The sequence below is a fragment of the Streptomyces macrosporus genome, assembly GCF_039533145.1.
Lineage (GTDB): Bacteria > Actinomycetota > Actinomycetes > Streptomycetales > Streptomycetaceae > Streptomyces > Streptomyces macrosporus.
This window is the reverse complement of sequence record NZ_BAAASZ010000023.1, coordinates 72,224-95,250: the sequence shown is the minus strand read 5'-3', so window position 1 is coordinate 95,250 and position 23,027 is coordinate 72,224. Positions and strand designations below refer to the sequence as shown.

At 74.2% G+C, this 23,027-nt stretch carries 19 protein-coding genes and 1 riboswitch; of the genes, 8 read left to right on the top strand and 11 right to left on the bottom strand.

What is annotated here, in order from left to right; all coding sequences use genetic code 11:
- Positions 1-21: 21 nt before the first annotated feature.
- The 3 genes from ABD335_RS15910 to ABD335_RS15900 form a co-directional block, all read right to left on the bottom strand.
- A complete protein-coding gene (locus ABD335_RS15910; RefSeq protein WP_344323302.1) occupies positions 22-1,029 on the bottom strand; it encodes an NAD-dependent epimerase/dehydratase family protein in 1,008 nt (335 codons plus the stop codon).
- A 153-nt stretch (positions 1,030-1,182) separates the two neighbouring features.
- Positions 1,183-1,656: a C40 family peptidase gene (locus tag ABD335_RS15905; protein ID WP_344323300.1), complete on the bottom strand. Its 474-nt coding sequence runs from the start codon at positions 1,654-1,656 to the stop codon at positions 1,183-1,185.
- Positions 1,657-1,659: 3 nt separating this feature from the next.
- A riboswitch (cyclic di-AMP (ydaO/yuaA leader) is annotated at positions 1,660-1,813 on the bottom strand.
- Between the two features lie 609 nt (positions 1,814-2,422).
- Positions 2,423-3,652 (bottom strand): acyl-CoA dehydrogenase family protein, encoded by a 1,230-nt coding sequence (locus ABD335_RS15900; protein ID WP_344323298.1) that lies wholly within the window; start codon positions 3,650-3,652, stop codon positions 2,423-2,425.
- A 157-nt stretch (positions 3,653-3,809) separates the two neighbouring features.
- Here ABD335_RS15900 and ABD335_RS15895 point away from each other — a divergent pair, with 157 nt between their 5' ends.
- The 5 genes from ABD335_RS15895 to ABD335_RS15875 all read left to right on the top strand — a co-directional run bounded on the left by ABD335_RS15895 (position 3,810) and on the right by ABD335_RS15875 (position 8,054).
- Positions 3,810-4,451: a TetR/AcrR family transcriptional regulator gene (locus tag ABD335_RS15895; RefSeq protein ID WP_344323296.1), complete on the top strand. Its 642-nt coding sequence runs from the start codon at positions 3,810-3,812 to the stop codon at positions 4,449-4,451.
- Positions 4,452-4,708: 257 nt separating this feature from the next.
- Positions 4,709-5,947: a MurT ligase domain-containing protein gene (locus ABD335_RS15890; protein ID WP_344323293.1), complete on the top strand. Its 1,239-nt coding sequence runs from the start codon at positions 4,709-4,711 to the stop codon at positions 5,945-5,947.
- A 40-nt stretch (positions 5,948-5,987) separates the two neighbouring features.
- Positions 5,988-6,725, top strand: a complete 738-nt coding sequence (locus ABD335_RS15885; RefSeq protein ID WP_344323291.1) for a type 1 glutamine amidotransferase — start codon at positions 5,988-5,990, stop codon at positions 6,723-6,725.
- 82 nt (positions 6,726-6,807) lie between these two features.
- Complete coding sequence (locus ABD335_RS15880) at positions 6,808-7,758, top strand: cytochrome c oxidase assembly protein (protein WP_344323289.1); 951 nt, start codon at positions 6,808-6,810, stop codon at positions 7,756-7,758.
- Positions 7,759-7,862: 104 nt separating this feature from the next.
- Positions 7,863-8,054 carry a hypothetical protein gene (locus ABD335_RS15875; RefSeq protein ID WP_344323569.1) on the top strand — a complete coding sequence of 64 codons (192 nt, stop codon included), beginning with the start codon at positions 7,863-7,865 and terminating at the stop codon, positions 8,052-8,054.
- Positions 8,055-8,132: 78 nt separating this feature from the next.
- Here ABD335_RS15875 and ABD335_RS15870 read toward each other — a convergent pair whose 3' ends face one another.
- Both ABD335_RS15870 and nhaA read right to left on the bottom strand, forming a co-directional pair.
- Positions 8,133-8,534 (bottom strand): SSI family serine proteinase inhibitor, encoded by a 402-nt coding sequence (locus ABD335_RS15870; RefSeq protein WP_344323288.1) that lies wholly within the window; start codon positions 8,532-8,534, stop codon positions 8,133-8,135.
- Between the two features lie 159 nt (positions 8,535-8,693).
- Positions 8,694-10,580 carry a Na+/H+ antiporter NhaA gene (gene nhaA, locus ABD335_RS15865; protein ID WP_344323286.1) on the bottom strand — a complete coding sequence of 629 codons (1,887 nt, stop codon included), beginning with the start codon at positions 10,578-10,580 and terminating at the stop codon, positions 8,694-8,696.
- 270 nt (positions 10,581-10,850) lie between these two features.
- On the opposite strand from nhaA, the gene ABD335_RS15860 reads away from it, so the two are divergent.
- Positions 10,851-12,941 carry an amylo-alpha-1,6-glucosidase gene (locus ABD335_RS15860; RefSeq protein WP_344323284.1) on the top strand — a complete coding sequence of 697 codons (2,091 nt, stop codon included), beginning with the start codon at positions 10,851-10,853 and terminating at the stop codon, positions 12,939-12,941.
- A gap of 292 nt (positions 12,942-13,233) precedes the next feature.
- Positions 13,234-14,352: a glycosyltransferase family 4 protein gene (locus ABD335_RS15855; protein ID WP_344323281.1), complete on the top strand. Its 1,119-nt coding sequence runs from the start codon at positions 13,234-13,236 to the stop codon at positions 14,350-14,352.
- Positions 14,353-14,513: 161 nt separating this feature from the next.
- Here the strand turns inward: ABD335_RS15855 and ABD335_RS15850 are convergent, their stop codons facing one another.
- From ABD335_RS15850 to ABD335_RS15825, 6 genes are all read right to left on the bottom strand, one after another.
- On the bottom strand, positions 14,514-15,443 hold the full coding sequence (locus tag ABD335_RS15850; protein WP_344323279.1) for a baeRF2 domain-containing protein: 930 nt from the start codon (positions 15,441-15,443) through the stop codon (positions 14,514-14,516).
- Positions 15,444-15,632: 189 nt separating this feature from the next.
- On the bottom strand, positions 15,633-16,592 hold the full coding sequence (locus ABD335_RS15845; RefSeq protein WP_344323277.1) for an anti-sigma factor RsbA family regulatory protein: 960 nt from the start codon (positions 16,590-16,592) through the stop codon (positions 15,633-15,635).
- Positions 16,589-17,479, bottom strand: coding sequence for an MEDS domain-containing protein (locus ABD335_RS15840; protein ID WP_344323275.1), 891 nt, complete (start codon positions 17,477-17,479; stop codon positions 16,589-16,591). The genes ABD335_RS15845 and ABD335_RS15840 overlap by 4 nt, the downstream gene beginning before the upstream one ends.
- 103 nt (positions 17,480-17,582) lie before the next feature.
- Positions 17,583-18,002 (bottom strand): STAS domain-containing protein, encoded by a 420-nt coding sequence (locus tag ABD335_RS15835; protein ID WP_344323273.1) that lies wholly within the window; start codon positions 18,000-18,002, stop codon positions 17,583-17,585.
- 85 nt (positions 18,003-18,087) lie between these two features.
- A complete protein-coding gene (locus ABD335_RS15830; RefSeq protein WP_344323271.1) occupies positions 18,088-20,589 on the bottom strand; it encodes an ATP-binding SpoIIE family protein phosphatase in 2,502 nt (833 codons plus the stop codon).
- Positions 20,590-20,946: 357 nt separating this feature from the next.
- A complete protein-coding gene (locus tag ABD335_RS15825) occupies positions 20,947-21,366 on the bottom strand; it encodes a CBS domain-containing protein (protein WP_344323269.1) in 420 nt (139 codons plus the stop codon).
- Positions 21,367-21,733: 367 nt separating this feature from the next.
- Here ABD335_RS15825 and ABD335_RS15820 point away from each other — a divergent pair, with 367 nt between their 5' ends.
- A complete protein-coding gene (locus ABD335_RS15820; RefSeq protein WP_344323267.1) occupies positions 21,734-22,738 on the top strand; it encodes a Gfo/Idh/MocA family protein in 1,005 nt (334 codons plus the stop codon).
- Positions 22,739-23,027 lie beyond the last annotated feature (289 nt).

Here is a 23,027-nt window from a genome sequence, read left to right as displayed (position 1 = left end):
GAACGGTAGTCGCCCGGCCGGCTACCGATCCGCCGACCGCAGGATCTCCGCCTCCTTCTCCGGTGCCAGACCGAGCCGGGGGCGGTCGGGGCGCCGGGGCGGTTCGCCGCCCAGGCCGCGCAGCCAGGCCCAGGTGTCGGCCACCGTCTCGGCGACGGGCCGGCAGCGCAGCCCCGCCGCCACGGCCTGGGAGACGTCCCCCTGGTGGAGGGCGTCGTGCGCCTCGCCCGGCGGGATCCAGATCGGCAGGTCCGTCCAGGGCAGCGCCCCCGCCGCGAGAACGGTCTCCGGTTCGGTCCAGCGCAGTTCGGCCCCGGAGCCGGTGACGCGCACACAGCTCTCCAGCAGTTCGGCCATGGTGGTGTGGCCGGGCGGGCTCACCACGTTGTACGGGCCGCCCAGCCCGCGCTCGACGGCGTCCAGCGTCCAGCCGGCGAGGTCGCGGGCGTCCACGTACTGCAGGGGGAGGTCGCGGGGGCCGGGCGCCAGGACCTCGCCGCCCCGGGCGACGCGCAGCAGCCACCACGGCAGCCGTCCGATGTTCTCGTGGGGGCCGAGGATCAGTCCCGCCCGCACCAGCAGCGCCCGGTCGCCGAAGGCGGCGAGGGCGGCCAGCTCCCCTCCCCTCTTGGCCCGCGCGTAGTCGGCGCCGCTCTCGTCGTCGGGCGAGGCGTCGACCACCGGGCCGTTCTCGTCCAGGCCCGCCGGAACGGGGTCGGCGTACACCGAGCGGCTGGAGACGTAGACGTGGTGCCGCACGTGCGGGGCCAGGAGTTCGGCGGCGTCGCGCACCGCGGAGGGCGCGCCGCTCCAGGTGTCGACCACGGCGTCCCAGCCGCCGTCCCCGGCCGCCTTCTCCAAGGCGTCCAGGCCGCCGTCGGCCGTGCGGTCGCCCAGCAGTTCCGCGACGCCGGGAGGCGCGGCGTGCCGTCCCCGGTGGAAGACGGTCACCCGCCGGCCGCGGGCCGACGCCTCCTCGGCGACCGCCCGACCGACGAACTCCGTTCCGCCCAGTATCAGAAGTCTCATGGGGCGAGCCTGCCCGCCCGGGCAGCGCGGCGGAACGGCTTCACGCCCCGGGCGGAATCGCCGAGAGCCGAATCGGGCCGGACACGCCGACGGGGCGCCGCGGACGGGTGTCCGCGGCGCCCCGTCACCGGGGCCGTCGAGCCCGGTCCGGGATCACTTCACGCGCCCGTACCGCACGCTCTTGGTCCAGATCTTCTCCTTGCGGACGGTCTTCCCCGGCTTCGGGGAGTGCCAGACCCGTCCGTCACCGGCGTAGATGCCGACGTGGTAGACGCTTCCACCGGAGTGGAAGAACACCAGGTCGCCTTTCTTCCGGGACTTGGCGGTGATGTGCTTGGTGCGGTTGTACTGGGCCGCCGCGGTGCGCGGCAGCTTCTTGCCCGCCTTCTTGTACGAGTACTGGGTGAGTCCCGAGCAGTCGAAGCGGTTCGGCCCGGCGGCGCCGTACTGGTAGGGCGCCCCCTTCTTGGAGGCCGCGACCTTGAGCGCCTTGCCCGCGGGCGTCAGCGCCTCGGCGTCGGGGGTGGCGGCCGGGATCAAGGCCGTTCCCGCGAGCGTCGCCGCGGTGACGGCGGAGGTGACGGCCGCTCGGGACACGAGTCCGGGTATACGCGGGTACGCGGACATGGTTCAACCCTTCGTCATCCGCCTGCGAAAGATGACCTGTCGGGTTCGGGCTGGCGAAGTTGCCCGGCCACCTCGGTGGCTTCACCCCAAGGGCCGCGTGGTGTGCGGCCCGTCGTGCTTGGGTCTCCCGCTCCTGCCGATTCGTCATGGTCCGTCTCTCACCCGGGCGGCGGCAGGATTCGGCGTCCGCCCGGGCGCCCCGCCCCGTGGCGGGGACTTGCCGTTGTCTACGGATAGTGCGTCAAGAACGGGCTCAGGTGCGAGATCTGACGGTATCTGTGAATTTGTTCACTTCTGTGCCGTCCGGAGTCCCGGGCCGTTCCACTGCCCGGCCGCAACCTCTCGAAACGGCCTCTGAGCAGCGGCTGTTGGCCCCCCTCCGAGGGTGCGGCGAGGCGGCCGGAACGGTCTCGGCGCGCCGCTCGCGCCGAGACGATCACCTCGAATGGCCGCCCTCGTGTCGGGTGACCCTCGACCCACGCCATCATGAAAACCCGAAAATCCGAAAACCCGAAGACGGGTCGGGCGCGCCGGAAGCGGACGCGGTCGACGGCGGTGCGGACGCCCGCGGCGCCGGCGGACCGGCGTTGCCGGCGGGCAGGGGAGCGCGGCGGGGCCGACCTGCGGCAACGGTGCCGCGCGGGTGTCGGAGGGCGATCGCCGCAGGTGGAGGCCGTACGGTGCCCGCCGTCTCGCCGGTGGGCACCGTACGGCCGGAAGGCCCGGCCGGGCCGCCACCGCCTCCCGGCGGCGGCCCGGCGGAGGTTCAGCGGATGTGCATGCCCGAGATCGTGCGGGCGACGACCAGTCGCTGGATCTCGCTGGTGCCCTCGAAGATCGAGTAGATCGCGGCGTCCCGGTGCATGCGCTCCACCGGGTACTCCCGGGTGTAGCCGTTGCCGCCGAGGATCTGGATCGCCTGGGCGGTGACGGCCTTCGCGGTCTCCCCGGCGAACAGCTTGGACATCGATCCCTCGGCGGCCTCGAAGGGCTTGCCCGCCGCCGCCATCCACGAGGCCCGCCACACCAGCAGGCGGGCGGCGTCGATGCGGGTGCGCATGTCGGCGAGCTGGAAGGCGATGCCCTGGTTGTCGATGATCGGGCGGCCGAACTGCACCCTGGTCTTGGCGTACTCCAGGGCGACCTCGTAGGCGGCCCGGGCGATGCCGACGGCCTGGGCGCCCACGGCCGGGCGGGACGCCTCGAAGGTGGCCATCGCGGCGTTCTTCACGCGCTCGCCGCCGCCCTTCTTCGCCTTCTCGCGGGCGCGGGCCAGGCGCTCGTCGAGCTTCTCCTTGCCGCCCAGCAGGCAGTGGCCCGGGACGCGGACGTCGTCCAGCACCACCTCGGCGGTGTGGGAGGCGCGGATGCCGTGCTTCTTGAACTTCTGGCCCTGGGACAGGCCGGGGGTGTTCGGCGGGACGACGAAGGAGGCGTGCCCCTTGGCGCCGAGCTCGGGGTCGACGACGGCGACGACGACGTGGACGTTGGCGATGCCGCCGTTGGTCGCCCAGGTCTTGGTGCCGTTGATCACCCACTCGTCCTTGGCCTCGTCGTAGACCGCGCGGGTGCGCATCGCGGAGACGTCCGAGCCCGCGTCGGGCTCGGAGGAGCAGAAGGCGGCGACCTTCACGTCGTTCGCGTCGCCGTACATCTGGGGGATCCAGGTGCCGATCTGCTCCTCGGTGCCGTTGGCGAGCACGCCGACGGCCGCCAGGGCGGTGCCGACGATCGACAGGCCGATGCCCGCGTCGCCCCAGAACAGCTCCTCCATGACCACGGGGATGCCCAGGCCGGTGGGGTCGAAGTACTGCTGGGCGTAGAAGTCGAGCGAGTACAGGCCGATCTTGGCCGCCTCCTGGATGACGGGCCAGGGAGTCTCCTCGCGCTCGTCCCACTCCGCGGCGGCGGGACGCATGACATCGGCGGCGAAGCCGTGGACCCAGTCCCTCACGGCCTTCTGGTCCTCGTTGAGCTCGAGTGCGAACTCCGCCATGGAAGCCCTCCATCCGATTGTTACTAGCGGTAACAGGAATATGTTACCGGCCAGTCCGGTGTCAACCTCCGGCGCTCGGTCCGCCCGTCCCCCGGTGGCGGGTGTTACGTTGCGCGGAGGGGCAGGCGAGGCGTCACAGGGTCGGGGAGGCGGAGGCATGGAGACCACACACCGGGAGGACCGGCTCAGCACCACGGAACGCCGCCGCAAGGAGCTGCTGGAGGCCGCCGAGCGCGTGGTGCTGCGCGACGGCCCGGGCGCCTCGATGAACGCCATCGCCGCCGAGGCCGGAATCACCAAGCCCATCCTCTACCGGCACTTCGGCGACAAGGGCGGGCTGTACCGCGCCCTGGCCGTACGGCACACCGACGCCCTGGTGGACGCGCTGCGGGCCGCCCTGGACGCGCCCACCGACCGGCGCGAGCGCGTGGAGGCCGCCCTCGACACCTACCTGGCCGCCATCGAGGCCCGTCCGCAGGTCTACCGCTTCCTGATGCACCCCGCCGAGGACCCCGGCGGCGACCGCGGCTTCGACGTCGGACAGCACGCGGCCCCCCTGCTGCGCCGGCTGGGCGAGGAGCTGGCCACGGTCGTCGCCGAGCGCATCGAGCTCGGCCCCGAGGGCGAGGAGCGGGCCCGGGTGTGGGGCCACGGCATCGTCGGCATGATGCACGCGGCCGGGGACTGGTGGCTGCGCGAACGGCCCTGCCCCCGGGAGCGGCTGGTGCGGCATCTGGCGGACCTGCTGTGGGGTGGTCTCGCCACGGCGGAGGACCGGGCGGACGGCCCCGGCCTCTGACCGGCCGCGCGACACCGGACGGGTCCGGCGCCGCCGAACGGCGGCCGTCTCGTGCGGATCCCGTGGGGAATCCCGCGCCGAACCGAGCCGCCGACCGGCCGCGCGGAGCGGACAGACGCGGAGCTTTCGGGGGAAGGCGGCCCAGGGCGCGCGCGCCGTCCGCGCGGGGTGATCATCTCGGGGGTGGCGCGATTCGGGACCCGGGACGGACCTCGGTAGGCTGAGGCCCGATCCAGGGGCAAGGAGGAGCAAGAACGATGGCAGGCAACACGGAGCCGTTGCCGCCGCGGGCCAAGCTGGCCGTGACGGCGGGCAAGGCCGCGGCGGCGGTGTCACGGGCCGCGGGTCGTGGCAGCGGATCGGTGATCGGCGGAAAGGTGGCTCTCAAACTCGACCCCGACCTGCTGGCCCGACTCGCCCAGAACCTGGACGTCGTCCTGGTGTCGGCCACCAACGGCAAGACCACCACGACCCGGCTGATCGCCGAGGCCCTGCGGGCCGTCGGTCCGGTGGTCTCCAACGCGCTGGGCGCCAACATGCCCGCCGGCATCACCGCGGCGCTCGCCGGGGGCGGCGACGCCCGCTACGGCGTCATCGAGGTCGACGAGAAGTACCTGGCCTCGGTCGCCCGGGACGTGACCCCCAAGGCCATCGCCCTGCTCAACCTCTCCCGCGACCAGCTCGACCGCGCCGCCGAGACCCGGATGCTGGCCGAGAAGTGGCGCGAGGGCCTCTCCGGCTCCAAGGCCGTGATCGTGGCGAACGCCGACGACCCGCTGGTGGTGTGGGCCGCGTCCTCCTCCCCCAACGTGGTGTGGGTGGCCGCCGGCCAGGAGTGGAAGGACGACGCCTGGTCCTGCCCCGCCTGCGGCGGAGTGATGCAGCGGCCCGGCGACGACTGGTTCTGCGGGGAGTGCGGATTCCGCCGCCCCGCCCCGAGCTGGGCGCTCTCGGGCGACCACGTGCTGGACCCGCACGGATCGGCCTGGCCGATCCGCCTCCAGCTCCCCGGCCGCGCCAACAAGGCCAACGCCGCCACCTCGGCGGCCGTCGCCGCCGCCTTCGGCGTCCCCCCGCAGGTGGCGCTGGAGCGGATGTACTCGGTGACCGCCGTGGCGGGGCGCTACGACGTGGTGTCCTACCAGGGACGCGAGCTCCGGCTGCTGCTGGCGAAGAACCCGGCGGGCTGGCTGGAGACCTTCTCCCTGATCGACCCCGCGCCCGCGCCCGTCATCCTGTCGGTCAACGCCCGGAGCGCGGACGGCACCGACACCTCCTGGCTGTGGGACGTGGACTACTCCCGGCTGGCCGGGCACCCCATCTGCGTGATCGGCGACCGCAAGCTGGACCTGGCGGTCCGGCTGGAGGTCGCCGGGGTGGACTTCCAGGTGTGCGAGAACGCCACCGAGGCCGTGCGGCAGTGCCCGCCCGGCCGGATCGAGGCGATCGCCAACTACACCGCGTTCCAGGATCTGCGCCGCGTCGTCGGCAACTGATCCCGAGCCCACCGACGACACGGCAGGAGAGATGGCGAGAATGGCGAGCACGAACGAGAGCGGCCTGCGCCTGGTGTGGGTCTACCCGGACCTGCTGAGCACCTACGGCGACCAGGGCAACGTACTGGTGGTGGAGCGGCGCGCGCGGCAGCGCGGCCTGGCGGTGCACCGGATCGACGTCCGGTCCGACCAGCCGATCCCCACCTCCGGGGACATCTACCTGATCGGCGGCGGCGAGGACCGCCCGCAGCGGCTGGCCGCCGAGCGGCTGCGCCGCGACGGCGGGCTGACCCGGGCCGTGGACAACGGCGCGATCGTCTTCTCGGTCTGCGCCGGCTACCAGATCCTGGGACACGAGTTCATCAACGACCTCGGGCAGCGCGAGCCCGGGCTCGGTCTGCTGGACGTGGTCAGCACCCGCGGCGAGGGCGAGCGGTGCGTCGGCGACGTCCTGGCCGACATCGACGAGCGGCTGGGGCTGCCGCAGCTCACCGGCTTCGAGAACCACCAGGGCATCACGCACCTGGGCCCGACGGCCCGGCCGCTGGCCCGGGTGCGGCTGGGCAAGGGCAACGGCACCGGCGACGGAACCGAGGGCGCCTGGAACGAAACCGTCTTCGGCACCTACATGCACGGGCCGGTGCTGGCCAGGAACCCGCAGATCGCGGACCTGCTGCTCAAGCTGGCCCTGGACGTGAACGCCCTCCCGCCGGTGGACGACCGCTGGTACGAGGCGCTGCGCGCCGAGCGGATCGCGGCGGCCACGCAGCCCGCCTGATCGCGCCACCCCGCCCGGAGGTCCGGGCGGGGTCGGCTCTACCCTGGTTCGAGCGGATCGGCACGAACCGGGAGAGTCAGGGATGGACCACGACGGACACGGCATGACGGCGGATCTTCCGCCTTTCACCCTCGGACGTGGTCTGGAGTTCTCCGGCGAGCCCTTCTTCCTCATCGGCTGCCTGCTCGCGCTGGCGCTCTACGGCTGGGGGGTCGTGCGGCTGCGGCGGCGCGGCGACGCCTGGCCGGTGGGCCGTACGGTCTCCTTCGCGCTGGGCGTGCTGACGGTCGCGCTGGTGATGTGCACCGCGCTCAACGACTACGGCATGGTGCTGTTCAGCGTCCACATGGTGCAGCACATGGTGATCAGCATGCTGTCGCCGATCCTGGTGCTGCTGGGCGCCCCGGTGACGCTGGCGCTGCGGGCGCTCCCGACCGCCGGGCGCGGTCGCAAGGGCCCCCGCGAGTGGCTGGTGGCCCTGCTGCACAGCCGGTACATGCGGGTGATCACGCATCCCGCGTTCACCATCCCGATGTTCATCGCGAGCCTGTACGCGCTGTACTTCACGCCCTTGTTCGACTTCCTGATGGGCTCCAAGCCCGGGCACATCGCGATGATGGTGCACTTCCTGGCGGTGGGGCTGGTCTTCTTCTGGCCGATCATGGGAGCCGACCCGGGCCCGCACCGCCCCGGCTACGTGATGCGGATCCTGGAGCTGTTCGCCGGCATGCCCTTCCACGCCTTCTTCGGCATCGCGCTGATGATGGCCAGCACGCCGCTGGTGACCACGTACGCGCATCCGCCCGCCTCGCTCGGGGTCACCGCGCTCGACGACCAGCAGACGGCGGGCGGCATCGCCTGGGCGTTCAGCGAGATTCCGTCGGTCATCGTGCTGATTGCGCTGCTCATCCAGTGGTACTTCTCCGAACAGCGGCAGGCTCGGCGGAGCGACCGGGCCGCCGACCGCGACGGCGACCGCGAGCTGACGGCCTACAACGACTACCTGGCGTCGCTCCAGGCCCGCGGCCGGTGACACGGTGGCCGCGGCCGGGCGCGTGACGCACGGCCGCGGCGCGGCGGCACGGCACCGATCCGCCCGTTCCGCCTGCCGGCGACGTCGGGAGGAGGGTGTGAGCGATGCCTGAGAGGACGCCCAAAGGGGCGGGCACCTTGCCGGAGAAGGCGAAGGCCATGACGGTGACCACCGTGGCCGCCCTGGTGCTGGTGACCGCCTACTCCGTCGCCCTGGGCGGCAACGGGTGGCTGTGGTTCGCCTGGGTGGTGCTGGTACTGGCCACGCTGGGCCTGGTGACGGCGCGGGACCGCTGAACGGTCGGGCGGGGCACGGTGTGCCCCGCCCGTGACCCGGTCCCGGGGTCGGAGCCGGCCCGGAGCCGGAGGTCCGGCTCAGAAGTCGAACATGACCCCGGTCTGCCGGGCGAGGGCGCAGGCGTTGGGGAACTCTCCCCTCCACTTGACCCACTTGCCCCGCCAGGTCCCCGAGGCGGTGGCGACCACCGGCTCGTGTTGCGCGGTGCAGTTCCGGTCGCGGCCGGACAGCGCGCGGAACTCCCCTTCCGCATGGTCGAGGGCGGCGCACGCCTCGGCCGCCCGGGGGTGGGGCCCGCCCTGGTCGGGACAGGTCAGCATCACGCCCCGCGTCCAGGTGTCCTCGGCGTCGGAGACGGTCAGCATGAGTTCGCCGTGGGGCTGTGACGGCTCGGCGACGGCACGGGCCGCGGACGCCGGCACGATGGCGAGGAGCGCGGCGACGGCCGCGGCGGCGGTGGCACGGGGGCGCGGGAACATGACGGATCTCCTGGGGTGGACAGGGTGGGGTGGACGCGATCGCGCCGCCCAGGCCACCGCACCGGCCCCGCCCCGGGCAAGCGACCGGCCGGCGCCGTCCCCCCGTCGGCGGACGACGCTCCCTCGGTCGGGTGGCGGGTCCGCCCCGTCCGTGGGGGTCTACGGGGCCAGGGCGGCGCGCTCCCGCGCGGCCCGTACGGCGGCGGTGAGGCCGTCGATGTCGAAGGCGCCCTGGTAACGCCGTCCGTTGACGAAGAAGGTCGGGGTGCCGGACACCCCGCTGAGGTCGGCGGACTCCTCGTCCGCGGCGAGCCGGGCGGCACCGGCGCGCTCCCCGAGGTCGCGGTGGAACCGGTCGGCGTCCAGACCGAGTTCCTCGGCGTATCCACGCAGGTCGGAGGGGCGTAGCGCGTCCTGGTGGGCGAACAGCAGGTTGTGCATCTCCCAGAAGCGGCCCTGGGCGGCGGCCGCCTCGGCCGCCGCGGCGGCGAGCCGGGCGTGGACGTGGACGTCGTCGAGGGGGAAGTGCCGCCAGACGTAGCGGACGTCCCCGTCGTTCGCCAGCAGCTCGCGGACGACGGGCTCGGCCTGCCCGCAGTACGGGCACTCGAAGTCGCCGTACTCCACGACCGTCACGGGTGCCCGGCGGGGCCCGCGCACGTGGTCCCGTTCCGGGTCGACGGGCACGGCGAGGTCGACGATGCCCTCGGCGCGGCCGTGGAGGGCCCGCAGACGCGTGCGCCGCGGAAGGGCTCCGATGCCCCGGACGACCAGCCAGGTGAGGGCGGAGGAGCAGACCACCGCGCCGAGGATGCCGATCTTCGCCTCCTCCAGCCGGGCGCCGTCGAAGGCGATGGCGGCGATCAGCAGGGACACCGTGAAGCCCACCCCGGAGATGGTGCCGCCCACCGCGACCGATCCCATGCCGACCGAGGGGTGCAGCCGGCCGCGGCTCAGCCGGGCGCCCAGCACCGAGGCGCCGAGGATGCCGAGCGGCTTGCCCAGCGTGTAGCCGAGCAGGACGCCCAGCGTGACGGGCGAGCCGAGCGCCTGTGCCCACCGTTCGCCGCTCACGGTGATGCCCGCGTTGGCGAGAGCGAACAGCGGCACGATGACGTAGCTGCTCCAGGGGTGGTACATCCGTTGCAGCCGGTCGTTGGGGGAGATCGCCGAGGCGAGGCCGAGCCGCACGGACCGCTCCAGCTCCGGTGTCGGCTGCTCGCGGAAGAGCCGGAACAGGCCGCTGGCCCGTTCCAGGTCGCCGCGCGCCGCCGGGTAGGCGTAGGTCAGCAGCCCCATCGCGAGGCCCGCGACGACCGGTTCCACCCCCGACTCCAGCAGGGCGAGCCACAGCGCCACCGCGAGCAGCACGTACACCCCGCCCCGGCGCACGCCCCAGGACCGCACCAGCAGGACCGCGCCGAAGACGCCCAGGGCGGCCAGGAGCGCGGGCACGGTGACGTGGCCGCTGTAGGCCAGGGCGATGACGCCGAGCGCCGCGAAGTCGTCGACGACGGACACGGTCAGGACGAAGATCCGCAGCCCCGCGGGCATGCGCCGGCCGAACAGGGAGAGCAGGCCGAGCGCGAACGCGGTGTCGGTGGACATGGCCGCGCCCCAGCCGTACGCCGTGCCGTGGCCCGCGTTGACGGCCAGGTAGACCGCCACGGGGACGACCATGCCGCAGACGCCGGCCAGCAGCGGCAGGGTGAGGCGCCTGCGCTCGCGCAGTTCGCCCACGTCGAACTCGCGGCGCGTCTCCAGTCCGACGACGAAGAAGAACAGCGTCATCAGACCGCTGTTCACCCACTCGCGCAGTTCCAGGGAGACCCCGTAGGGCCCGGCCCGCACCGACAGGTGGATCCGCCAGAACTCCTCGTACGACGCGGGGCCGAGGTTGGCCCAGCCGAGCGCGGCGAGCACCGACACCACCAGGACGACGGCGCTGCCGGTCTCCGTGCGCAGGAAGTCGCGCAGCGCGGACGCCGTCTCGCCGCCGCGCACGGTCTGGCCTGAGGGACCCCGCTCCCCCGCGGGCACGTTCATCCTCCCGATTCTCCCGCCGTTCGGCGTCCCGCGCCCGTCGGCCGTGCCTCAGCCTCTCCCACGCCGTTCCACTGCCATGGAATCTTGCAGAAAACTTGCGTGCAGGCTTATAAAGTTGGTGATCGTTCCGGAAGGTCCATCAGGACACCGCGATTCCTCTTTTCCCGTTGGGCCTTTCGCATTTCGGCTCGCAGGGGACTGCCCAGGTTCGACTGTGTGGGAGGGTGATCGATGGCGGAGGGGTGGACTTTCGCCGGAGAATCCGCGCGGGTGGACACCGGCGCGGTCACGCTCATCGAAGGTTCGTCGTTCTGTCTGTCCGAGCCGGGTGGCGACATCGCCTCCGGAACGCCCCAGGGCCTCTTCTACCGCGACACCCGCATCCTGTCCTCCTGGCGGTTGCGGCTGGACGACGAGGAGATCGACCCGCTGTCCGTGATGGTCCCCGAGCCCTACCGGGCGGTCTTCCTCGGCCGTGCCCGTCCCCGGCCGGGGCAGGCGGAGGCCACGCTCCTGGTCGAGCGCCGCAGGTTCGTCGGCGCCGGCATGCGCGAGGACGTGGTGCTGCGCAACCTCGGCAACGAGGCCGCGGCCTGTGTCCTCACCCTCCGCGCGGAGGCCGACTTCGCCGACCTGTTCGAGGTGAAGGAGGGCCGGGTCCGCCTCCAGGGCCAGCACGGCGTGGAGCACGGGGACGGGGTCCTGACGCTGTCGCGGCAGTGGCGGGGGCAGAGCCGCGGGGTCCGGCTCGCCGCCGAGGGCGCGATCAGCGCGCCGGGCTCGCTCACCTTCCGGGTCGTCGTGCCCCCGCGCGGCACCTGGGAGAAGTCCATCCTGGTCACCCCGCTGGTGGACGGGGTCGAGACACCGACGTCCTTCCCGCTGGAGCGGCCGGTGGAGCAGGCCGGGCCGGTGGTGCGGAACACCGAGTGGCTGGAGACCGGCCCCAAGGCGTCGGTGGGCGACGAGGCGCTGGGGGCGACGCTGCGCCGCAGCCGCCGCGACCTGGGCGCGCTGCGTATCTTCGACCCGGAGCTGCCGGACACCCCGGTGGTGGCGGCCGGCGCCCCGTGGTTCATGGCGCTGTTCGGACGGGACTCGATCCTCACCGCCCTGATGTCCCTGCCGACCGACCCGCGGCTGGCCCTCGGCACCGCCCAGGTCCTCGCCCGCTACCAGGGCCGTCGGGAGGACCCGATGACCGAGGAGGAGCCCGGCCGCATCCCGCACGAGCTGCGCTTCGGCGTGGACGCCTCGCTGGTGCTGGGCGGCAACGTCTACTACGGGACCGTCGACGCCACTCCCCTGTTCGTCGTCCTGCTGGGCGAGCTGCTGCGCTGGGGCGCCGACCCGGCCGCCGTACGGGCGCTGCTGCCGCACGCCGACCGGGCGCTGGAGTGGGTCGAGCGGTACGGGGACCGCGACGGCGACGGGTTCGTGGAGTACCGGCGCGCCACCGACCGGGGCCTGGCCAACCAGGGCTGGAAGGACTCCTGGGACGGCGTCAACAGCGCCGACGGCCGGATCGCGGAGCCGCCGATCGCGCTGGCCGAGGTGCAGGGCTACGTCCACGCCGCCTATCTGGCGCGCGCCCTGCTGGCCGAGGACGCCGGGGACGCCGAGGGCGCCGCGCGCTGGCGGGCCAAGGCACAGGACCTCAAGCGCCGGTTCAACGAGCGCTTCTGGCTGCCCGAGAAGGGCTGGTACGCGATGGCGCTGGACGGCGCCAAGCAGCCCGTCGACTCCCTGGCCTCCAACATGGGCCACTGCCTGTGGAGCGGCATCGTGGACGCCGACAAGGCGCCGCTGGTCGCCGAACACCTGCTGTCGCCCGAGCTGTTCAGCGGCTGGGGGGTGCGGACCCTGGCCACCTCCATGGCCGCGTACAACCCGATGAGCTACCACAACGGTTCGGTGTGGCCGCACGACAGCGGCATCGCGGCCGCCGGACTGATGCGCTACGGCTTCACCGAGCACGCCCAGCGCGTGGCCGGCGCCGTGCTCGACGCGGCGGCGGCGTTCGGCGGACGGCTGCCGGAGCTGCTGTGCGGTTTCGACCGCGCCGAGTACGACCGGCCGGTGCCGTACCCGGCGTCGTGCTCGCCCCAGGCGTGGGCCTCCGCCACCCCGCTCCACCTGCTGAGGGTGCTCCTGGGCGCCGAGGCGTGCCTGCCGCACGGACGGCTGCGCGTCGCCCCGGCCCTGCCGTCCCGCTTCGGACCGCTGCGCGTGGAGGACCTGCCGCTCGGTGACGCGCGGGTGCGCGTCGAACTGCGCGACGGCCGGCTGACCGTGGACGGCCTGCCGGACGGGGTGAAGCTGACGGACGAGCCGTGCCCGTGCTCGGTGACGGAGGGCTGAACACCCCTCCCCCGCCCGTTCCGCGTGCCCCGCGGCTCCTCCGGGACCGTGGCCGCGCCTCGTCCGCCCCACCGGGCCGGACGTCCCGTCCGGCCCCCGGCCCTCGCCGCCCGAGACCGCCGGGAATCGCTTGATGACGCTCGAAGCTGCCTGAAACAGCCTGAAATCACCTGAAACCGTTCGCGGGAGAACGGATCCACCGCGCGGCCCCGTTCCCCTCGGCCGCGCACACCACCGGTCCGATGCCCGGCCCGTGCCCGGGAACGCCGACGCGTGCAAAGGAGGAGTCGAGTTGAGCAACCGGTCGCTTCGCATCGCCATGATCGCACCGCCGTGGTTCGACCTGCCCCCGCGCGGCTACGGAGGCATCGAGGCCATGTGCGCCGATCTGGTCGACGCCCTGGTCGCGCGCGGGCATCAGGTGACCCTGATCGCGGCCGGGCGCAACGGAACCCGGGCCCGCATGGTGCGCACCTACGACGTGCCGCAGGGCCCACGGCTGGGCGAGCCGCTTCCGGAGGTGCTGCACGCCGCGGCGGCCGGACGGATCCTCGACGGCCTCGACGTCGACGTGGTCCACGACCACTCCCTGGCCGGGCCGCTGCTGGCCCGCGGCCGGAACGTCCCGACGGTGGTCACCGTCCACGGGCCGGTCGACGGGGAGCCGGGAGAGTACTACCGGCACCTGGGCGACAGCGTGCACCTGGTGGCCATCTCGGACGCCCAGCGGCGCCCGGCGCCCGACCTCAACTGGTGCGGCACCGTGTACAACGCCCTCCGGCCCGAGGACTTCCCCTTCCGGCAGGAGAAGGAGGACTGGGTCCTCTTCCTCGGCCGCTGCACCCCCGACAAGGGCATGCACCTGGCGATCGACGCCGCGCGCGCGGCCGGTCGGGAGATCCGGTTGGCCGCCAAGTGCAGCGAACCGGCGGAGCACGCCTACTTCGAGGAGGAGATCAGGCCGCGGCTGGGCCCCGGCGTCGCGTGGCTGGGCGAGGTCGGCGGCGAGCGCAAGAAGGACCTGCTGGCCAGGGCCCGCTGCCTGCTGTTCCCCCTGCAGTGGGAGGAGCCCTTCGGCATGGTGATGATCGAGGCCATGGCCTGCGGCACCCCGGTCGTCACCCTGCGCCGCGGGTCGGTCCCCGAGGTCGTCGAGGACGGCGCGACGGGCCTGGTCCGCGACGACCCGGCCGACCTGCCCGAGGCCCTGGACGCCGTCGGCGACCTGGACCCGGCGCGGTGCCGCAAGAGCGTCGTCGAGCGGTTCCGTCCGGAGATCATGGCGGCCGGCTACGAGGCGGTCTACCGCCGGGCGATCGCCGCGCGCGGCGGCGCCCCCGGGGACGTGCCGGCGGAGCCGGACGGCTCCCTGGCCGACGCCGTGAACGCGGGCATGCAGCCCGTGGCCTGACGGGACGTCTCCTGCCGCCGTCCCGGCCGGGCCCCGGCACCGCACCCGGTGCCGGGGCCCGGCCCTTCTCCGTCGGAGGTCCGGATCGGGCGTCGGGGCGCCGTCGTTCGGCGGCCGACCGGCGACCAGGGCCGTGCTCGAAGCCGCGATCAGGGCCGCGCTCAGGGCTGTTCGTAGCTCCAGCGCAGCAGGGCGCCGAGACCGCCCACGGGCAACTCCTCGGTGTCGGCGTCCTCGGCGTCCGCCGGGGGCAGGACCAGCACGTCGGCGGCGGTGGCCGCCGCGGAGCGCAGCAGCGCGCCGTCGGCGCGCGCGGACACCGGTTCGCTCTCGCCGAGGTACTGCGCGTCCGTGCGGCGTTCGGCGATCCGGTCGGGAGTGGCGCCCACCCGCACCTCGCGGTGCAGGTCCGAGCCGCCGGGCCGCAGGAGCAGGGTGCCGATGCGGTGCTCCCGCGCCGCCTCGACCAGCGCCGGGACGCCCTCGACGGCGTCGGTGGGCCGGTCGGTGCCCACCCGTCCGGCCCGGAACCCGTCCAGGGCCTCCTCGGTGCGCCGGCTCAGGTGCTCCCGGCGCGCGCGGTCGACGTCCCGCTCCAACGGGACCGAGTCGGAGCCGGGCGCCCGCCCGCCGTGGTCGCTCGTCACCGTCACGGCGCGCACGGCCTCGGGGAGCCTGGCGTGGACGGCCTGCCGCTCGCGGGGATCGCCGGCCAGGACGGCCGGATCGGCGCCGGTCTCCTCGAACGCCGTCTCCAGCGCCCGGGCGATCTCGCCCGCGGTGTGCTCCCAGGTGTTCTCCACCTTGAGCCGGAAGTGCCGCTCGGACCAGTCCGCCGAGGCCGTCCGGTGGACGGGCCACCGCGCGTCGCCCTCGACGTGCCCGGCGTCCCGCCGCGGTCCGGTGTCGTGGAGCGAGAAGTCGGCGCCCGTGCGGTCGACGCGGGCGACCAGACAGGCCGGGTCCCGGCCGCACAGCTCCACCAGCGGGCCCAGACGAGGCAGACCGACCAGTACACCCGCTCGCCCGGGCGGCCCCGACGCGATGTTCGAGTGGTGTGCCGCAGCGGTCGCGGACCGGTCTTCCGACAACCGGCGACCATCGCCGTCCCCCGGGCTCTCGTACCCCGGAAGCGGGCACTGCGGCACGCAGGGCGACTGCCCGCCCGGAGGGGACGCAAACCCCCGAGCCGCCGGCGGGGCGGACGTCCGCCCGTCCGTCGCGGTCGCGCGCCTCGTGTCGTGGGCGGGACGCCGCGCCGGTGTCCCGGTGGTCCGCGGTCAGGAGGGGGTCATGTGGAGGCGCAGGGTCAGCCCCGTGCCGGTGGCGCGGATCTCGACCAGGTCGCACAGTTGGTGGACGACCCACAGGCCGCGTCCTCCCGTGGCCGAGGCGAGGGCGGGGCGGCGACGTCCCGCGAGCGGGTCGTCCAGCCGTCCGCGGTCGCGGATCTCGGCGACGACCGTGCCGTGTTCGCTCGTCCACAGGCGCAGGGTGCCGCTGCCACCGCCGTGGGCGAGGGAGTTGGCGGTCGCCTCGTTGACGGCCAGGACGAAGTCGACCCGCCGGGCGGGGGTCAGTGCGGTGCCGGACGCCCAGGCGGCGACGCGGTCGCGGACCTCCGCGAGGTCCCCCGCGGCGTAGGCGACGGACTCCGGGGCGTGGGCCGGTTCGGGCAGGGGCAGGTCGCAGTCGGCGCAGACGACGGACGGGTCGCGGTACGCCGCGCTGACGGTCCGCCGGCCGTCCTCGTCGACGACGGGATGGGTGCGCCGGGCGTCGGAGAGCACCCGCGCCGGCAGGCCCTCGGTGTCGTAGGGGCACAGGATGGTGGCCCGGCGGCCCGCGAAGGCCGCGTTGATCAGGGCCTCGTGCCGGGTGGCCTCCAGGATCTCCGCCCGGGAGCGGCCGGCCCAGATCGGCTCTCCCACGATGTGGGCGGCCCGGCCCGCGTGCCGGTCGGCGAAGTCCCGCAGCATGGACAGGATGCGCCCCGGGTTCCGCCCCACGTCGGTCATGTCCGCCCAGGTGACGTCGGGGGCCTCGGTCAGGCTCCGGCGCAGGGCCGCCAACCGCGGCCCGGGGACCGCGACGAGGACCGGCTCGCCGGCCCGCAGGGCGGCGCGCACGAAACCGCCGACCTCCCTCACGTACTCGTCCACGTCCCGGTAGAACAGGGCCGGGTGGACGAACGGATCGGTGTCGGAGCCCGACGGAGCGCTCGCGGTCGTGGTCGTCACGGAACCATCTCCAGCGGGCCGCACTCGTCGGGGAACAGTTCGACCACGCGCCGCAGGGAGTGCGGCGGGTGGTGGAGGATCAGCCTCCGGCCCCGTGCCCGCTCGGCGCCGGCCGCGGCGGCCAGCGCCGCGACGGCCGCGGTGTCCGTGAAGTCGGTGCCGGACAGGTCCAGGTGCACCACCGGGCCGGGCAGCCGGGCGAGCGCGGCCAGCGCTCCCCGCAGCACGACGCGGGTGTCGGCGTCCGCGCCGCCGCGCAACCGGAGGCCCACCCGGTCGACCAGGGGCGTGACCCCGAGCGGTGGTTCCGCCCGCGCGTCCACGGCGGTGGCCCGTCCGCACGGGGACAGACGCCGGGTGTGGGCGGCGGTCAGCAGCGCCGTGGTCTCCTCGGGGACGGCCCCGCGGTCGTACAGGCACAGGGCGGTGAGCGGCAGGCGCGCGAACACCTCCTCGTTCAGCCGCAGTTCGTACTCCAGGAGGCGGTCCGCTCCCGGTACCTCCCGTGCGCACCAGGCCATCTCCCCGACCGCGCTCACCCCCGTGTACCCCGCCTCGACGGCCGCGGCGCACATCTCCTCCCAGGCCGTCACCATCCGGTCCGGGTCGAAGGGGAGCCGCCGCAGGTAGGAGTCCTCGGCCCGCCGGACGACCAACTGGCCGCGGTCCGCCGCCGCCCGCGCGGCGACCCCGGCGCGGGCGAGCCGCTCCACCACCGCCTCCGGGGCGGCGGTGTCCGAGAAGTACACCACCCGCCGGCCGCCGGCCAGGGCGTCCCGGACGAACACCGCCGCGCAGCGGGCCCACTCGTCCTCGCCGGCGTAGGCACAGCACAGGTGCCCGTCCCCGCCGGAGGGCCGGACCGGATCGAACCCGTCTGACGACATGTGCTCCACTCCGAGCCGCTTGTTCTCGAGCGTGTGGAAGCCTCGTGGACACCCCACCGTACAGCCCGGGCGCGGGCGGCAGCACCCACGCGTCGTCACCCGTTCAGCTCTCCGCCAGCGCGTCGGCCACCGTGTCGTGGAGCGGCAGGACGTCCACGAGGCGGGTGAGTTCCATGACGCGTCTGACGTCGGCCTGGAGACCGACGAGCGCGAGGCGCAGACCGGCCTCGGAGCGGCGCCGGAACACCTCCACGAAGGCGCCCAGGGCGCTGGAGTCGCAGAAGCCCACCTGGGACAGGTCCAGGACCACCAGGGGCGTCTGCTGCAACGCCTTCGACTGCAGGTGTCCCAGCAGCTGCGGCGAGGTGTGGTAGTCGATGGGGCCCTCGACGGTGACGACGGTGTGCCCGGGGCCCGTGCGGGAGGTCAGGGTCAGGGTGGGGCCGCTGGGCAGGGGGCTCGGGCCGGCCGACGCGTCGGCCCCGGCGGACTCGTGCGGGTGGGGAATGGGCGGTCGGTTCATGCGCGGTTGTCCGTATCTCCGTTCCAGGGTGCTGCGGCGAATCGTCCGCTCGCCTCGGGGAGGCGGGGCTGCCCGGCGGTGTCGCTCATGCCGCGACCTCCGCCCACACCACCTTGCCGCCTTCGACGCGCCGGGTGCCCCAGCGCGTCGCGATGGCGTCGACCAGGAAGATCCCCCGGTGCCCGAAGTCCTGGGGGGCGGACTTCATCAGTCGGGGTTCCTCGGTGCTGCTGTCCGTGACCTCGAGCATGATCCTGTCCTCGGTGCGCCGCAGTTCCATGCGCAGCGGCGTCCTGGCGTGGCGGACGGCGTTGGCCACCAGTTCGTCGGCGATGAGCATCATGTCGGTCGCCAGACGGCCGAGCCCCCACGCGTGCATGGTGTCGGACACCAGCCGGCGCGCGTCCGGAACCGCGTCGGACACCGGGGGGTACTCGCGGACGACCATGGTCCTGCCTTCTTCCGCTCCGGCGGGACGGTGGACGTAGAGCAGGGCGATGTCGTCGTCGTGCCGGCCGCCGGAGGTCAGCACGTCCAGCCAGGAGTCGCAGTCGGCCTCGATCTCCCCGGCCGACTCGGCGAGGAGCGTCCGCAGGTGCCGCAGACCGGCGTCTATGGAGCGCCCCCGGCGCTCGATGAGGCCGTCGGTGTAGAGGAGCAGCCGGGCGCCGGGCGGAAAGGCGGCCTCCTGTTCGGGGTAGCCGCGCCTGCCGACCCCCAGCGGCGGGCCGATCCCGTCGTCCAGGAGGCGGACCCGGCCGTCCGGGTCGCGCAGTGCCGGGGGCAGGTGGCCGGCGACGGCCACGCGCAGCCGGCCGCGGTCGGCGTCCAGCGTCGCGTAGGCGCAGGTGGTGATGCGGCCGGGGGCGATGTCGTCCATCAGGACGCTGAGCTGTTCCAGGACCTCGGCCGGGGAGAGCCCGAGCAGCGCGTAGGCGCGGCAGGCCGTCCGGAGCTGCCCCATGACGGCCGCGGCCCGTACGCCCTTGCCCATGACGTCCCCCACCACCAGGGCCGCTCTTCCGTCGGGGAGGGGGATGAGGTCGACCCAGTCGCCGCCGGCCTCCGTGCCGCGGGTGGCGGGCAGGTAGCGCGAGGTGGTCGCGATGCCGTCCACCCGGGGCAGGGTCGGCAGCAGGTGGCGTTGCAGCTCCATCGCGGTGTTCCGCTCCTGCCGGTACGTCCGCGCGTTCTGCAGCGCCACGGCGGCCTGCGCGGCCACGCCGGTGGCCAGCCGCTCGTGCCGCTCGGTGAACATGCCGGGTTCGGGGTGGCCGAAGAAGAAGCCGCCCAGCACCTCGCCGCGGGAGACCACGGGGACGGCGAGGTAGCTGCGGACGGGCAGGTGTCCCTCCGGCATGCCGTGGTGCGGCGCGTTGTGGCCGTACCGGGGGTCGGCGGTGATGTCGTCGGAACGGAGGGTGCCCAGACCGCGGAAGGTCGTCTCGAACACCCGGGTGTTGCGGGGCATGGGGAACCGGTCGAAGGCCGACCGGTCCACGCCGGAGATCACGTACAGCAGGTAGGACTCGCCCGTCTCGCCCAGGACGTTGTAGAAGAAGGCCCCGAAGGCCGCACCGGTCAGGCGGGTGGCGGCGTCGACCGCGTGCTGCACCAGGGCGTCGAGGTCCAACTCCGCGGCCAGGGTGTTCCCGACCTGTTGCAGGGTCTCGACGATCGCCGCCTCTCCCCGCAACTCCTCCTCGCGCCGCCGCAGTTCGCGCTGTGAGCGGCGCAGTTCCCGTGTGGTGGCGCTCAACTCGGCGACCAGCGTCTCCAGGTGGGTCGCCTGCTGCTGGACGGACTCCTCCAGGGCTCCGAGCAGGGCCTCCGCCGCGGCGGCGCGTTCGCGCCACGTCCGCTCCGCGGCCCCGGCCGGCGGCGACGCGCCGCTGAAGGGCAGGAGGGCCATCCGGGTGCTGACGGCGACCGTGCGGAAGAGTTCGGCCGTCTGCGCGGGCAGCGGGACGCGGGAGAAGAGCACGACGGCGAAGAGTTCGCCGTCGGGCAGCGGTCCGCCGAACGCCAGGGCGGAGCGGACGCCGTACTCCTCGACGAACTCCTCGCCCCACAGCTCGCGGGTGCGGGGGCCGTCGGGGACGTGGAGGACCTCGAAGCGGGCCGAGGGCGGCAGCGCCCCGTCGACGGCGTCCTCGGCGCCGGGGCCGATGCGGTCGACGAGCCGGGAGAGCAGCGGAATCCGTCGGGCGGCGTCCCGGGAGGGCACGGGCAGGACGAACCGCTCGGAGCCGGTGGCGGGGTCCCTCCACCGGGGGTACGAACCGCGGAACGCCACCAGGGCGAGGCAGCGCGTGCCCGGCCGAGGAGGGTCGGCGGCCGGCCGGGGCGAGGCCGCCGCGCGGTCCTCGGGCGACAGGGCGTCCCAACGTCGGGTGACGAAGAGCCTCACCAGGGGGCAGGCCCGGCGGCCCTCTCCGTCGGCCATGCTGTGGTACAGGAAGTCGACGACGGCCTGTGCCGCCGTCTCCAGCGACGCGGCTCTCCGAGGGGCCTTCCGGAGCTCCGCGCCACAGCGCACCATCTCGCTGAGGCCGAAAGCCGACAGATCAAACCCGACATCCCCCATGGCGTCACTTCCTGGCGAGCGTTCATGGCCGAAAACCACGGACTTCAGAGCCTATCCCGCTCCCGGGAAGGCCCACGGTGGAGCCCGGTACCCGGTACGTCCTCCTTCAGGCCTCGTCGCCGGCTCTCGTCGGCTCTCGTCCGGGTGTCCCGATCCGCTCCTCGACGGACCACGGAGGAACTCGCCCGGGAGGTGGAGGAGAAGGGCGGCGAGGGGAGCCGTCCCCGCGCGGCGCGGGGGTGCCGCCGCGCCGGGTTCCCGCGGAGGCGGCGGGAACCCGGCCGGAAACCGGTCGGCGGAGAGCGGCGCACCGGCCCGGTGCCGTGGTGGACCCTGGCGTGGGATCGCGGCGTGGGATCAGCGGTTGGGTTCGGTGGCGCTGATGTCGCCGAGCGCGGAGCCCCGGTCCCGTTCGACGGCGAGGTCGCCGAGGCTGACCACTCCCACCAGGGCCTCGCCGTGCAGGACCGGCAGCCGGCGCAGCGCGTGCTCCCGCATCAGGCGGACGGCCTCCTCGATGTCGTCGTCCGGGGAGCAGGTGACCAGGTCGGTGCTGTACACGTCCTGCACCGGCGTGGCTTCGACATCACGGGCATCGGCCATGGCCCGCACCACCAGGTCGCGGTCGGTGACCAGGCCGCGCAGCCGGTCGCCCTCGGCGACCAGCACGTCGCCGATGTCCTCCTCCCGCATCAGGCGGGCCACCTCGACGATCGGGGTCTGCGGCGTGACGGTGGTGGGATCGGCCGTCATGATCTCACTGATCTGCTGGGCCATCGACTCCTCCAAAACGATGTCGGGACGTTCCGGCGGCGTACTCCGTCGGCGGGCCACGAGTACCCGACGGAATCTCCTCGATGTCCTGTTACATCCCCATTGAACCGCTTGGGTGGCCCGCTCGGCATCCACCCGGAGCCACGGGGACGGAGCCGGCCGGGGCCATGGACCCCGACGCTCGGCCGCCGTGGGCGAGCGCCGTCGGGAGAGGGCGCGCGCCGCCTCCGCGGACCCGGACGAGCACGGCGCGCCCGGACACGTGGTGCGCGAGCGACGCCCGTGGCGGATGATCGGATCGAGGGCGGAGCGCGCACCCACCCGGTGTCGAGGCCCGCCGGCGAGCGCCTCGACGGAGGGGGTCGGACCCATGCCGACGACCCGGATCGGTTTCGTGGGGGCGGATCACGCCGCCGACAGGCACGCCGAGTCCCTCGCCCGCGTGGAGGACGTGGAGATCGCCGCGGTCGCCGAGCCGCGCCCCGGGATCCGCGAGGTCTTCGTCCGCCGGACCGGGGCCCGCCCCTACGCCGACCACGAGGCGATGCTGGACGCCGAGCGGCTGGACGCGCTCTACCTCTGCGTGCCCCCGTACACGCACGGCGCCCCGGAGGAGGCGGCGATCGAGCGCGGTCTGCCGTTCTTCGTCGACGTCCCCCTGTCGAGCACGGCGGAGACCGCCGAGCGGATCGCCGCGGCGGTGGACGAGCGCGGACTGATCACCGCGGCCGGCCACCACTGGCGTTGTCTCCCCACCACCGAGGAGGCCGCCCGACTGCTGGCCGACTCCCCGCCGGCCCTCGTCCTCGGACACTGGCTGGACCGCGCCCCGGACACCGGCCGGCGGCCGGACCAACGGACCTCCGGCGCTCTGCTGGTGGAGCGCGCCGCCCATCTGTTCGACCTCGCCCGTCTTCTCGTCGGCGAGTTCCGGGTGGTGCACGCCCAGGAGTCCCGCTGCCCGACGGCGGGCGACGACGACCCCCGTCACGCCGTCACCTGCGCGCTGCGCTTCGGCTCCGGCGCCGTCGGCACGCTGGCCTCCACCCGCCTGCTCCGCCGCGGTCGCCGCGCCGGCATGGAGTTCCTCTGCGACGGCACGGCCGTGGTGCTCACCGAACGCGACCTGACCGTCGACGACGGGGCCGGGCACCGGACCATCGTCCTGAGGAGCGACCCGTTCGTACGCGAGGACACCGACTTCGTCACCGCGGTGCGCGGCGGTCCCAACCGGATCCGCGCGCCCTACGAGGAGGCGCTGCGCACCCACCGGCTGACCCTGGCGGCCGTCGAGGCGCTGCGCGCGGACGGCCCGACGCCGGAGGGCCGAGGCGCCCCGCGGGCTCCGCTCGCCGACGGCGACGGCCGTGACTGAGCCGGCGCCGGACGGCCGGTGACGGACGGCCGGTGACGGACGGCCGGTGACGGACCGGACGGGTCGGGCTCGCCGCCGCCTCCGGTCGTCGCCGCGCGGCACGTGACGGCTTGTCAGACGGACCGGCACGCCCGCGTCGTCCACCCTCCATCGGGAGGTCCCGTGCCTGCACCGGGCACGGGCGGGTAAGCGTCGGTTGTGGAGCGGGAACGGTCTGGCGCACCGTCACGTGAACCGGCGCCCGATCGCCGCGCGTCCGATCGGAGGTGGCCCTGCGCGGCGACGCCCG

Excerpts from the sequence above, each read along its gene's own strand:
- ABD335_RS15910 (WP_344323302.1), bottom strand. The coding sequence starts at position 1,029 with ATGAGACTTCTGATACTGGGCGGAACGGAGTTCGTCGGTCGGGCGGTC.
- ABD335_RS15820 (WP_344323267.1), top strand. The coding sequence starts at position 21,734 with ATGCCGACGACCCGGATCGGTTTCGTGGGGGCGGATCACGCCGCCGAC.
- ABD335_RS15825 (WP_344323269.1), bottom strand. The coding sequence starts at position 21,366 with ATGGCCCAGCAGATCAGTGAGATCATGACGGCCGATCCCACCACCGTC.
- ABD335_RS15905 (WP_344323300.1), bottom strand. The coding sequence starts at position 1,656 with ATGTCCGCGTACCCGCGTATACCCGGACTCGTGTCCCGAGCGGCCGTC.
- ABD335_RS15835 (WP_344323273.1), bottom strand. The coding sequence starts at position 18,002 with ATGAACCGACCGCCCATTCCCCACCCGCACGAGTCCGCCGGGGCCGAC.
- nhaA (WP_344323286.1), bottom strand. The coding sequence starts at position 10,580 with ATGAACGTGCCCGCGGGGGAGCGGGGTCCCTCAGGCCAGACCGTGCGC.
- ABD335_RS15830 (WP_344323271.1), bottom strand. The coding sequence starts at position 20,589 with ATGGGGGATGTCGGGTTTGATCTGTCGGCTTTCGGCCTCAGCGAGATG.
- ABD335_RS15875 (WP_344323569.1), top strand. The coding sequence starts at position 7,863 with ATGCCTGAGAGGACGCCCAAAGGGGCGGGCACCTTGCCGGAGAAGGCG.
- ABD335_RS15895 (WP_344323296.1), top strand. The coding sequence starts at position 3,810 with ATGGAGACCACACACCGGGAGGACCGGCTCAGCACCACGGAACGCCGC.
- ABD335_RS15880 (WP_344323289.1), top strand. The coding sequence starts at position 6,808 with ATGGACCACGACGGACACGGCATGACGGCGGATCTTCCGCCTTTCACC.
- ABD335_RS15890 (WP_344323293.1), top strand. The coding sequence starts at position 4,709 with ATGGCAGGCAACACGGAGCCGTTGCCGCCGCGGGCCAAGCTGGCCGTG.
- ABD335_RS15900 (WP_344323298.1), bottom strand. The coding sequence starts at position 3,652 with ATGGCGGAGTTCGCACTCGAGCTCAACGAGGACCAGAAGGCCGTGAGG.
- ABD335_RS15885 (WP_344323291.1), top strand. The coding sequence starts at position 5,988 with ATGGCGAGCACGAACGAGAGCGGCCTGCGCCTGGTGTGGGTCTACCCG.
- ABD335_RS15840 (WP_344323275.1), bottom strand. The coding sequence starts at position 17,479 with ATGTCGTCAGACGGGTTCGATCCGGTCCGGCCCTCCGGCGGGGACGGG.
- ABD335_RS15870 (WP_344323288.1), bottom strand. The coding sequence starts at position 8,534 with ATGTTCCCGCGCCCCCGTGCCACCGCCGCCGCGGCCGTCGCCGCGCTC.